Origin of the sequence: Halothiobacillus sp. (assembly GCF_027346185.1) — a bacterium.
Taxonomy (GTDB): domain Bacteria; phylum Pseudomonadota; class Gammaproteobacteria; order Halothiobacillales; family Halothiobacillaceae; genus Halothiobacillus.
Map to the genome: position 1 here is coordinate 1 of NZ_DAIESY010000101.1, position 10,423 is coordinate 10,423.

The window sequence follows — 10,423 nt, forward strand, 5'->3', positions numbered from 1 at the left end:
GCGGCCAGAAGATCCCGCCCGGACAAGACGATCGGGATCGCTTCACGTTGGATGGGGGTGGGATTTATATAGCCAACGGCGTCGAGCGCGGTCAGCAACTCGGGCATCAGGCCCAGTTCAGCAAATGACATGGTGTTTCCAAAGGGTATCGGTAAAGGGGATAAGAAAGGAGGGGTATGAATGCGGCAAAGCCGAGAATCATACCTGATTGCGTCGGCCAGCAGGGTTTTGATTACTTTTGCCGGCTCAGCCGTTCGCCTTCGGCTGAGCACTGATGATGACGGCGCGCGTTTGTTCGACGATCTGTCTGATGGCCTCATCAACCAGCGCCTGACTCGCTGCTGCGAACTGTGTCGCGTTGTTTTGAGTAATGGAGCGGGTTTTGTCGAAGCGCCAATGGGATTCGACGGTTCTGTCTTCAGGATTGGTCCACAGGCAGGTCATGACGAGATGGGCTTTGCCTTCGTTGCCGCTGAGGTCATGCTCCAGGCGAATAAGTCGGCAACTGAGATTCACGGCTACGGGGGCACTGGCGGAATTGGGTACAACGCCAGCCACCCAGGGTTGCTTGAGCAGGGTTTGTTCGATGGCGTCACTCAACATTTCGGCAGGAGCGGCTAACCAACGGCTGTTTCGATAGGGCGAGAGGTTTAGCGTGTCGCGGCTGTACATCATTTCCTGAGTTTCGAATCCATGTGCGGCTTGCAGTGTGCTCATTTGTATCAAATAAAAAGCATCTTTCCCTTGGGCGACAATCGCGGGGGTTTGCAGGTTCGTGCTGTTGAGCCGGAACGTGTTCTGCGCTTCAGGTGGCTTGATGGGCAGGCTGCAACCAGCCAGAGCCAGACTGAGCATGCACAAGGCGGCGAGATAGGTAGAGGTTTTCGTGAGAACTGATGGACGCATGGTTAATCCTAGGTGTCTTGCTTATCTTGATCGGGATCGCATCAGGCCGAATCACGGCGACGGTGCGATTTGATTGGGACTGGCAGAGGTTTTCCCCTCACCGGGCCCCGGAGGAATGGGTGCCGCGCCATATAGAATCTGGCTTGGGTTGTCGTTGAGCTGGTTGACGAGTCGAGTCAACGCAACACTGGTTTCCTGCAACTGTGACAGCAGGCCATCGAGTACCGGCAGGGTGCGCTGGTTGAAGTTGTTCAGTGTCTGATTGCCGGTCTGAGTCATGGCGATCGTATTGTCGCTGGCCGCGCTGACCTTGTTGGCCGCTTCGTTTGCAGCGTCCAGCGTCGATTTCAACCCTTGAATCGATTTATTGAAGCTTGAGACCAGCATCTGGGATTGCATGATCAACGTGTTCGCAGATTGACTGGCGACCGCCGTGTTCTCCAGGGTTTTGCGCCCGGCAATGATGGCGGCTGAAATATCGGTTTGATGCTCTGCGAGCACGGTGGTCAGCCCATTAATATTCTGCAGCATGTTATCGAATATCGCGATGTTCTTTTCGCTGAATAACTGGTCGAGCCGGTCGCTGATACTCGTAATCTTGACCATCGTGTCGCTAAGTCCGCCTTCGAGTCGAGAAAAAATGGATGGCTCATAGGGAATTACCAGTTCGCCATTCTTTGTGCGTTGTAACAGTGGAGTGTTCGATTTGCCTCCGGTCAGATTCAGTACGCTCAAGCCAGTGACTCCTTGTGGGCGCAGTTCCGCGACGGTGTCGGCACGAATGGGAGCTTTGGCGTCAATATCGACTCGGATGCGGATGCGGCCTGGGTTGTTTTCATCGATTCGGATTTCTTTGACTTCACCCACGTCTACACCCCGATACAGTACGTGGCTGTTGACGGTCAGCCCGGCCACGCTATCGGTCGCATAAATCACATACGGAGTGAATGATTGCTGTTTGCCGCCGGTCACGAGCCAATAGGCAGTGGCCGCGAGGCCCAAGCCCAGCAGCAACACAAATAACCCGACGGCGGTGTAATTGATTTTCGAATCCATTAGGTCGTCTCTGCACTGGATGAGGATGGAGCGGTAGGGGGCTTTTCTGGCTTTGCCTGTTGTGATGCCAGCCAGTATGCTTGAGAGCGAGCACCTCTGAAATAGGCTTGTAGTTCAGGCTCTTCTCGCGCAGCTAACTCGGCGGCCGTGCCGACGGCCAAAACCTTTTTTCGTCCGAGAAAAGCCACTTCGTCAACACCACGCCAGATCGAATCGAGATCGTGTGTCGCCTGCAATACTGTGAGGCCGAGCGAATCGCTTAAAGTGCGCACCAGTTCATCAAATGCGGCAGCACCGATGGGATCGAGCCCGGAGGTGGGTTCATCCAGCACCAGCAGTTCGGGATCGAGCGCCAACGCCCGGGCGAGCGCCGCGCGTTTGACCATACCGCCGGACAATTCCATTGGCAACTTGTGCGCGCTGTCGGCGGGCAATCCGGCAAGCAGGATCTTGCTCATGCCAAGATCGGTCAGCCAGTGCGGGTCGAAATGGCCGTGTTCCTTGATGGGCAGCAGCACATTTTCCAGTACGGTGAGTGATGTGAACAAGGCGCCGCCCTGGAAAAGGACGCCAATCCGTTCACGCAGCGACTGTCGTTGGGCATCGTCGGCCGAGCCGGTATCCACGCCGAAGAGCTTCAGCGAACCTGCATTGGCCTGACGAAGCATGATCAGCGTGTGGAGCAGGACGGTTTTTCCCGTACCCGAGCCGCCGACGAGCGCGCAAATCTTTCCGCGCTCCAGTTGGAAATCCAGCTCATCATGGACGCGATGGCTGCCGAACTCATTCACGATGCCGTGGGCATCAATGACCAGATCCTTTGAGCCGTTGTGGTTTGAGCCGGTTGCAGCCGTCATGCTCATTTCAGTAACCCATCAGGTTGTAGAGCACGGAAAACGCCGCATCGATGACGATGACCATGAAAATGGCCTGCACGACACTCACGGTCGTCGCGCGACCTACTTCCGCCGCGCTGCCCCGGACGCGCAAGCCCTGCATGCAGCCGATCAGCGCGATGACGATGGCGAACACCGGTGCCTTGATCAGCCCCAGCCAGAGCGTGGTGAGCGATACGACTTCCGGCATTCGCTGGAAAAAGACGGAGAACGAGACACCGTATCCGTAATTGGCGACGACGGCGCCACCGAGCAGACCCATGAGATCGGCGAATACCGAAAGCAGGGGCAGTGTCAGTGCCAGCGCCAGCACCTTGGGGAAAATCAGAATCTCGAACGGCGGCACGCCAATGGCACGCAGCGCATCGATTTCCTCGGTGATGCGCATCGTGCCGAGTTGAGCGGTATAGGATGAGCCGGTACGACCGGCCACGATGATCGCCGCGAGCAACGGCCCCATTTCTCGCAGGGTGATGATGCCCACGAGATTGACGATCAGGACGTTTGCCCCGTAGTTTTCGAGGGTGGCGCCGCCCTGATAGGCCATCACCATCCCGATCATGAACGACAACAGGCCGACAATCCCGAGCGCCCGCACTCCGGCAGCTTCAATTTCGGATAGGACGGCGCGCCAGCGGATGCGCCAGAAGGCCAGCAATAGCGGAAATCCACGCCAGACCAGTTCGCCCAGGAATGACAGGAATGATTTTGCTTCATGCCATTGGTCAACGGCCACTTCGCCCAATCGCGCTAACAGGGACGGCTTGTGTATAGGCGAAGGTGTGGAATCGACGAGTCGTTCGTCCAGCAGCGTGAGCAGGCCGGTTTCGCGTGAGGGAAATTCCGAGAGGTCAACCGTCAGGCCCGCTGCACGCCACTGCCTGATCCAGCGCGCGAGCACCAGTGCGGCGGAGCCATCGAAAGCAGTCATTTCGCTGCGCAATACGATTTGCGGTTTCGCGCCCTCTTTGACCGGGGTGTCGACCTTCGGCACGTGGTTCAGGCTGCGGATCGTCCAGTCGCCACTGAGCAGCAGCACCGCGTTCTGCTGAACACCCATGTGCTCGTCGTGGAGCCAGCGAACCTGGGGCGTCGCAGTGGCTGGAATGATCGTTTCGGCCGCTGTTGTCATGGGCTTGCGTCGGTATCTCTTGGTGATGATTGGTTAGGAGCTTATCATTCCCCCGAAAACCTGTCCGATCAAGCAATCAAAATTGGCGAATACGCTTCGCCAAGCACGTAAAGAGAACTACCGCGTGAGCAAACAACGCCTGCAAAAAATCCTGGCCACTCAGGGACTCGGCTCCCGTCGCATGATCGAAGGCTGGATCAGTGCGGGCGAGGTGAAACTCAATGGTGTCACGGCCCAATTGGGCGATGTGGCCGGGATCGGCGATGTCATCGATGTGCGCGGGCAGAAAATCACGGCATCCGACGAAGAGCCGATCCGACGGGTCATTATTTATCACAAGCCTGAAGGCGAGATCACTTCCACCTCCGATCCGGAAGGCCGCCCGACTGTGTTCGCCGCGCTCCCCGCCATTCGTCAGGGGCGTTGGATTACGGTTGGCCGCCTGGATTTCAATACATCCGGTCTGCTGCTGGCGACGAACGATGGCGAACTGGCCAACCGCTTGATGCACCCGAGTCACCAGATCGAGCGCACCTATGCCGTGCGTGTGCTGGGTGGCTTGACAGAGGATCAGATCAAGCAGTTGACTACCGAAGTTCAGTTAGATGACGGTCCTGCCAAGTTTGATCAACTCAGTGACGCCGGCGGCACTGGGGTGAACCGCTGGTATCACGTGACCCTACGTGAGGGGCGGAATCGTGAAATTCGCCGCATGATTGAAGCCGTGGGCGCCGTGGTTTCCCGTTTGATCCGCATCAGTTACGCGGGCATTCCGTTGCCACCACGCCTCAAGCCGGGGCGTGCGCAGGATCTGCCGCCAGAAATGGAAGATGCGTTGGTCAAACTGGTGGGCCTTCGCCCTGAAACCCGTCGCAAAGTGCAGGATGAAGACACCAAGCGGCGCGCGCTGAAGCCTTATCGGGCGCGTGTGCAAACCGGCACGGTCGCCAAACGGCCTGCCGAACCGTTTCGCGTTCCTGCCCGCGCGCAGGCGCAAGAGGGCGCCGCTACCGCCAACCGACCGGCCGCTCGTCCTATTGAACGAGTAAAAACCCGTATGAGTCAGCCCGGAGAAGCTCGACCAGGTGAATCTCGACCGGTTCTGTCTCGCGCACGTCCTCAAGGGGCAGAAGCAGGCCCTGACAAGCGCAGCAAGCCCGCGCGTGCCGGTGGCAAGCCGATCCGTCGGGAGCGACAGGGAACGGCGCGCACTCCCGCTCCTGGGCGGAAGCCTTCTCGCGGCAGGTAAGCATCTGCAGGTGTTGCTCGTCGGGGGGCATCACGCAGGGCTTCCTTAACCGGCGGCGCGAGTCTATCATTCAACAATGATTAAATTTCCTTCCGAAGACCATACGCCAAAACCAAATACCGAGGGGCAGGATAGGCGGCCTGCTAGCATCTCGACGATCAGCTTTACCGATCCCATTCAGTTGAAAAACCAGTTGCTGATCGCCATGCCCAGTCTGGACGATCCGAACTTCAACCATAGTGTGACCTACGTTTGTGAGCACAATGAAGAAGGTGCGATGGGCATCACCATCAATCGTCCGCTGGACGTCACCTTGGGAGATATTTTCGATCACATGAAAATTTCCTGCTCCAACCCGTCCATTCGCAGTCGGCCCGTGTTCATGGGCGGCCCAGTCGCGCTGGAACGTGGTTTTGTGTTGCATACACCGCATGGTGGCTGGGAATCGACGCTGGAAATTACCGATGAAATCGGCCTCACGACCTCCAAAGACATTTTGCAGGCTTTGGCCGATGGCGCTGGCCCCGCGCGCGCCGTGATCGCCCTCGGCTATTCGGGATGGTCCGAAGGGCAACTCGAGCAGGAACTGGCAGACAATACCTGGTTGACCGTTGCGGCGAAGACGGAGCTGATCTTCGATTATCCGGTCGAGGAGCGTTGGGCCGCAGCGGCACGGAGTTTGGGTGTCGATATGAACCTGCTGTCCGGTGAAGCCGGTCACGCCTGAGTAAGACGCGAATCGCCATGACGACTTCGGCCGCGCCCGGAACCTGGCTGGCATTCGACTATGGAGGATGGCGTGTCGGTGTTGCCGTGGGTGAGCAAATGTTGGGCAGTGCACGCCCATTGACTACGCTGCATCATCGCAACGCGCATCAGATCCAATGGGATGTCATCGGGCGTTTGCTGGATGAATGGCGTCCGGTTGGTCTCGTGCTGGGTTGGCCGGTAATGGATTCGGGCGAGACCTATCCCGTCGCCGAGTTTATCCGTCGCTTCGGTCGCAGGCTGGAAGGGCGTTTTAACCTGCCGGTTCGTTATGTTGATGAGCGCCTGAGTTCCGAAAATGCCCAGATGCTGCTTACCGCTCGTCTTGGCAAGAATAAGGTAAAAAAATCGCCCGGCATGATCGATGCTCAGGCTGCTGCCATCATTCTGGAAACATTTTTCAGTCAAAGTTCGGTGCAATCGTCGGAGAATCCCGGAGAGTCTTTTGGGGAATCTCCTACCGCACCCTAAGCAAACGGTACCTACACATGACATCCAGTTGTTCATCTGGCCGTACATCCGGCCCTGAAATCAAGTCGGTTGATTTATTGATTGACTCGTGTTTTTCCGAGTTGAAGCAGGCGGTCGATCAGGGGAAATTAAACAATCCGCTGATGGTGGGCATCCACACTGGTGGTGTTTGGGTGGCAGAAGCATTGCACCAGTGCATGAAGCTGGCCGAGCCGCTGGGCAAGCTGAATATCACGTTTTATCGGGACGATTTTGATACCCTGGGCCTGCATCCGCAGGTCTCGCCGTCGCATTTACCTGCTGATATCGACGGTCGTGACATTATTCTGGTCGACGATGTGCTGTATACCGGTCGTACCATTCGCGCGGCCATGAATGAGCTGTTCGATTATGGCCGCCCTGCGCGTATCTGGCTTGTGGTGCTGTTCGAGCGCGATGGCCGTGAACTTCCGATTACGGCAGATACGGTCGGGCAGCGCGTGCACCTTGCCGCCGACCAGCAAATTCATGTTGATGGCCCGGATCCCTTGATCGCGAATATTGTGACTCGTGAGGAAAATGCCTGATGGCCGTCAATTTTGTGCGTCCGAGTATGCCCAAACTGGTGACTGATCCCTGGGCAATCCAGTTCGATGCGCAGGGGCATCTCAAGCATTTGCTGACCATCGAAGGTCTTGGTCCGACCTGGATTACACGGATTCTCGATACGGCTGAAAACTTCATGTCGGTAACAGATCGTGAAATCAAGAAGGTCCCACTGTTACGCGGGCGCACGGTGGTGAATCTGTTCTTCGAGTCATCCACGCGCACGCGCACGACCTTCGAGTTGGCAGCCAAACGATTGTCAGCCGACGTGTTGAACATCAATCTTTCCACCTCGGCAACCACCAAGGGTGAAAGTTTGTTGGATACGTTGCGCAATATCGAAGCCATGCAGGCGGACATGTTTGTGGTGCGCCATGAACAATCCGGCGCGGCTCATTTCATGGCCCGGCATGTCGCGCCACACGTTTCCGTTCTGAATGCGGGGGATGGTTGGCATGCACATCCGACCCAAGCGCTGCTTGATGCGTTCACGATCCGCCGAATCAAAGGCGATTTCGCACCCCTGCGCATTGCGATTGTCGGCGATGTGAAGCACTCTCGTGTGGCCCGTTCCCAGATTCACGCCTTCAACTCGCTCAACGTTGGCGAGTTGCGTGTGATTGGCCCGCGCACCCTAATTCCGAACGACATTGAACCGATGGGTGTGCGCGTATTCCACGATATGCGCCAAGGTTTGAAAGACGTGGATGTCATCATCATGTTGCGTTTGCAACGCGAACGCATGGAAGGCGGCCTTTTGCCGACTGAGCAGGAGTTCTATCGCCTGTACGGTCTGACGGAAGAAAAACTAAGATGGGCCAAGCCGAATGCGATTGTGATGCATCCGGGGCCAGCCAATCGCGGGGTCGAAATCGAATCCCGCGTTGCAGACGGCCCGCAATCCGTCATCCTCGAACAAGTTTCCAACGGTATTGGCGTACGTATGGCCGTGATGGCGTTGTGCATGAGTGCTGAATCATGATTCAAAATCCACCTAATCTTGGGATTGATCTCGACCCTGTCCGGCACCCTGAGGGTTGCCGTCCGGGTATTGATTGCGACACCTGGCTCATTCAGGGAGCGCGGGTGTTCGATCCGGCAGTCCAGCTTGATTGCATTGCTGATGTGTATCTGGCAGATGGCCGGATCGCGGGTATAGGTGATGCACCAAGCCAGTTTCCTCATGAACAGATGCAAAAGATTGATGCCAAGGGGTTGTGGTTGATTCCAGGTGTCATCGATAGCTGGGCACGCCTGCGCGAGCCCGGATTGGAACACAAGGCAACGATCGCCACGGAAACATTGGCAGCGGTCGCGGGCGGTATTACAACCGTCTGTATGCCGCCGGATACTGATCCGGTACTCGATACGATTGCCGTGGCGCGTTTTATCAAACGTCGGGCTCAATTGTCCGGTCGTGCCCGTGTGGTGGCGATCGGTGCGCTTACGCAAGGTTTGAAGGGCGAATTGCTGGCGGAAATGGCCGAATTGACCGAAGGCGGGTGCGTCGCCGTGTCCAACGCCCATTACCCCGTGCGCGATTTGCGTCTGTTGCGCCGGGCGCTGGAGTATGCCGCCACCTTCGATATTCTGGTCGTGATTCAGCCCGAAGACCCCTCCCTGAGCAAGCGTGGATGCGCGCACGAAGGGGTCATCGCCACCCGACTGGGCCTGCCGGGCATCCCCGTATCTGCCGAAACGGCACCACTTGCACAGTTGCTGGCGGTGGTGGCGGAAACGGGCGCACGCATCCACATCAACAATCTTTCTTCGCGTGCGGGCGTGCGTATGATTGCCCAAGCCAAGGCGGAAGGCTTGCCGGTAACGGCATCCGTGAGTGCGCATCACCTGTGGCTGTCCGAAATGGATACGGACGCGCTGTGTGGAAATACGCATGTTCAGCCACCTTTACGTGGCTTGAGAGATCGGGATGCCCTGCGTGCCGGTTTGGCGGATGGCACGATCGATTGCGTGATTTCCGATCATCAACCGCACGAAACCGATGCCAAGCTGGCGCCATTCCCGGCAACGGAGCCCGGGATTTCCGGTTTGGATACCTTGTTGCCGCTCGTGCTCAAATTGGTCGACGAAGAGGGTTTGAGTTTGGCCAGAGCCTTGGATGCGCTGACGCGTCGTCCGGCCGAACTGTTCGGTCTGAATGATTCGGGTAGACTTGCAGTAGGCGCTCGGGCCGATGTGACATTGATCGATCCCGATGCTTACTGGACTCTGGATGAGACGACGATGCGTTCAGCCGGGCGCGATACCCCTTTTTTCGGTTGGGATTTTCGTCATCAAACCCGTGCTACCTGGGTGAATGGCCGCCTGGTTTTTGAACTCGCTACCTGAAATTGATTCGAATTTTTGCTCTGAAGCTACGCCATGAAAGCGTCATATGTCGCAGACATGATTACCACAAACACCTTCACCCCACCACCTAAGGAGAATGACGATGGCTTCGAAAATTTTGAGCATCATGCCTGCTGATGATTGGTACGCCCTGATCAGCGATGAGGACGATGGCATCGGCTATGAGCCCTTGACCTGTTTTGCGCTGGTACAGACTGAAGAAGAGGGCGTTCTCTCCACGGAAGTGCGGCCCATGGTGTGGGCTGAAACGGCTGTTATGTTTGCTGACGAGATCGAAGGCTTCATGGATATTGAGCGTATCGAGGAAATTGGAGACGATGATGACTTTGATCTGGATGAAGAAGAGCAGTAATCATCTGATTATTAATTGATTTTCCCGTTTGAAACCACCGGTTACTCCGGTGGTTTTTTTGTGCGCATCATTTGCGTGGTATTGGATCGTTGGTGCGGAAATCACAATTTTCCCGTCAAGGCGAAAGCCCCTCTTCTCAAGTTGAAAAAAACACGGTATAAGGCTGCGAAAATCCATCAATTCCTGAGGAATATACTATGAGTAAAGACGACGATATTTCCGATCTCAACGAGCATTGGGAAGAGGATGCCGAAGATTCGGCCGATGCTGAACCCGAAGTGGAAAAAGTAAAACCTGTCGAGAACAAGGACGCCCGTCGTCGGCTTGACGATCTGCTGGAGATGACTCGCGTCAAGCGGCTGATAGAGGATGACTTTTAAACGGCACTCAATGCCAACTCAGCGCTAGTGTACTGTTTCGCTCTTGGAGGTACTTTCAGAGTCCTCCGAATGTGTCAGGACAAGGCGCCGTGCGCAGGCAATGGCCAAACCCTTGTCAAGCACGGCAACGCCGTCATGGCGCATTCGGAGCACTCCCATCGGGCGAGCCGCTGGCCGATCATCTGCGGCGTTGCGCTCGCTTGCAAGGGGGCGGCCATTGCGGCGCGAGCGCGCCTTGCATCTAATCGGCCAGCGACT

At 56.7% G+C, this 10,423-nt stretch carries 13 protein-coding genes and 1 pseudogene; 8 read left to right on the forward strand and 6 right to left on the reverse strand.

Annotated elements, in window-relative coordinates; all coding sequences use genetic code 11:
* From M7R55_RS07510 to M7R55_RS07530, 5 genes and pseudogenes are all read right to left on the reverse strand, one after another.
* Positions 1 to 131, reverse strand: a pseudogene (locus M7R55_RS07510) (ATP-dependent RNA helicase RhlE); the annotation flags it as partial.
* A gap of 115 nt (positions 132 to 246) precedes the next feature.
* Positions 247 to 906 (reverse strand): ABC-type transport auxiliary lipoprotein family protein, encoded by a 660-nt coding sequence (locus M7R55_RS07515; protein WP_298219801.1) that lies wholly within the window; start codon positions 904 to 906, stop codon positions 247 to 249.
* 51 nt (positions 907 to 957) lie between these two features.
* Positions 958 to 1,962 carry an MlaD family protein gene (locus M7R55_RS07520; RefSeq protein WP_298219802.1) on the reverse strand — a complete coding sequence of 335 codons (1,005 nt, stop codon included), beginning with the start codon at positions 1,960 to 1,962 and terminating at the stop codon, positions 958 to 960.
* On the reverse strand, positions 1,962 to 2,819 hold the full coding sequence (locus M7R55_RS07525) for an ATP-binding cassette domain-containing protein (protein ID WP_298219803.1): 858 nt from the start codon (positions 2,817 to 2,819) through the stop codon (positions 1,962 to 1,964). Before M7R55_RS07525 ends, M7R55_RS07520 begins: the two co-directional genes overlap by 1 nt.
* A gap of 7 nt (positions 2,820 to 2,826) precedes the next feature.
* A complete protein-coding gene (locus M7R55_RS07530) occupies positions 2,827 to 3,990 on the reverse strand; it encodes an ABC transporter permease (RefSeq protein WP_298219804.1) in 1,164 nt (387 codons plus the stop codon).
* A gap of 124 nt (positions 3,991 to 4,114) precedes the next feature.
* Here M7R55_RS07530 and rluB point away from each other — a divergent pair, with 124 nt between their 5' ends.
* From rluB to M7R55_RS07570, 8 genes are all read left to right on the forward strand, one after another.
* Positions 4,115 to 5,239 (forward strand): 23S rRNA pseudouridine(2605) synthase RluB, encoded by a 1,125-nt coding sequence (gene rluB / locus M7R55_RS07535; protein WP_298219805.1) that lies wholly within the window; start codon positions 4,115 to 4,117, stop codon positions 5,237 to 5,239.
* A 76-nt stretch (positions 5,240 to 5,315) separates the two neighbouring features.
* Positions 5,316 to 5,966 (forward strand): YqgE/AlgH family protein, encoded by a 651-nt coding sequence (locus M7R55_RS07540; RefSeq protein WP_298219806.1) that lies wholly within the window; start codon positions 5,316 to 5,318, stop codon positions 5,964 to 5,966.
* 17 nt (positions 5,967 to 5,983) lie between these two features.
* Positions 5,984 to 6,478 carry a Holliday junction resolvase RuvX gene (ruvX, locus tag M7R55_RS07545; RefSeq protein ID WP_298219807.1) on the forward strand — a complete coding sequence of 165 codons (495 nt, stop codon included), beginning with the start codon at positions 5,984 to 5,986 and terminating at the stop codon, positions 6,476 to 6,478.
* A 59-nt stretch (positions 6,479 to 6,537) separates the two neighbouring features.
* Positions 6,538 to 7,044 (forward strand): bifunctional pyr operon transcriptional regulator/uracil phosphoribosyltransferase PyrR, encoded by a 507-nt coding sequence (gene pyrR, locus M7R55_RS07550; RefSeq protein ID WP_298219812.1) that lies wholly within the window; start codon positions 6,538 to 6,540, stop codon positions 7,042 to 7,044.
* A 26-nt stretch (positions 7,045 to 7,070) separates the two neighbouring features.
* Positions 7,071 to 8,045, forward strand: a complete 975-nt coding sequence (locus M7R55_RS07555) for an aspartate carbamoyltransferase catalytic subunit (protein WP_298219813.1) — start codon at positions 7,071 to 7,073, stop codon at positions 8,043 to 8,045.
* The gene (locus M7R55_RS07560; RefSeq protein WP_298219808.1) at positions 8,042 to 9,412 is read left to right on the forward strand and encodes a dihydroorotase; all 1,371 of its coding nucleotides are present in this window, start codon (positions 8,042 to 8,044) and stop codon (positions 9,410 to 9,412) included. Before M7R55_RS07555 ends, M7R55_RS07560 begins: the two co-directional genes overlap by 4 nt.
* A 103-nt stretch (positions 9,413 to 9,515) precedes the next feature.
* Positions 9,516 to 9,785, forward strand: coding sequence for a hypothetical protein (locus M7R55_RS07565; protein WP_298219809.1), 270 nt, complete (start codon positions 9,516 to 9,518; stop codon positions 9,783 to 9,785).
* Positions 9,786 to 9,982: 197 nt separating this feature from the next.
* Positions 9,983 to 10,165, forward strand: a complete 183-nt coding sequence (locus M7R55_RS07570) for a PA3496 family putative envelope integrity protein (protein WP_298219810.1) — start codon at positions 9,983 to 9,985, stop codon at positions 10,163 to 10,165.
* A gap of 74 nt (positions 10,166 to 10,239) precedes the next feature.
* On the opposite strand, the gene M7R55_RS07575 is transcribed toward M7R55_RS07570, so the two are convergent.
* A partial coding sequence (locus M7R55_RS07575) for a hypothetical protein (RefSeq protein WP_298219811.1) occupies positions 10,240 to 10,423 on the reverse strand: 184 nt, incomplete at its 5' end.

Excerpts from the sequence above, each read along its gene's own strand:
- M7R55_RS07515 (WP_298219801.1), bottom strand. The coding sequence starts at position 906 with ATGCGTCCATCAGTTCTCACGAAAACCTCTACCTATCTCGCCGCCTTG.
- M7R55_RS07525 (WP_298219803.1), bottom strand. The coding sequence starts at position 2,819 with ATGACGGCTGCAACCGGCTCAAACCACAACGGCTCAAAGGATCTGGTC.
- M7R55_RS07520 (WP_298219802.1), bottom strand. The coding sequence starts at position 1,962 with ATGGATTCGAAAATCAATTACACCGCCGTCGGGTTATTTGTGTTGCTG.
- M7R55_RS07540 (WP_298219806.1), top strand. The coding sequence starts at position 5,316 with ATGATTAAATTTCCTTCCGAAGACCATACGCCAAAACCAAATACCGAG.
- M7R55_RS07570 (WP_298219810.1), top strand. The coding sequence starts at position 9,983 with ATGAGTAAAGACGACGATATTTCCGATCTCAACGAGCATTGGGAAGAG.
- M7R55_RS07555 (WP_298219813.1), top strand. The coding sequence starts at position 7,071 with ATGCCCAAACTGGTGACTGATCCCTGGGCAATCCAGTTCGATGCGCAG.
- M7R55_RS07565 (WP_298219809.1), top strand. The coding sequence starts at position 9,516 with ATGGCTTCGAAAATTTTGAGCATCATGCCTGCTGATGATTGGTACGCC.
- ruvX (WP_298219807.1), top strand. The coding sequence starts at position 5,984 with ATGACGACTTCGGCCGCGCCCGGAACCTGGCTGGCATTCGACTATGGA.
- M7R55_RS07530 (WP_298219804.1), bottom strand. The coding sequence starts at position 3,990 with ATGACAACAGCGGCCGAAACGATCATTCCAGCCACTGCGACGCCCCAG.
- M7R55_RS07560 (WP_298219808.1), top strand. The coding sequence starts at position 8,042 with ATGATTCAAAATCCACCTAATCTTGGGATTGATCTCGACCCTGTCCGG.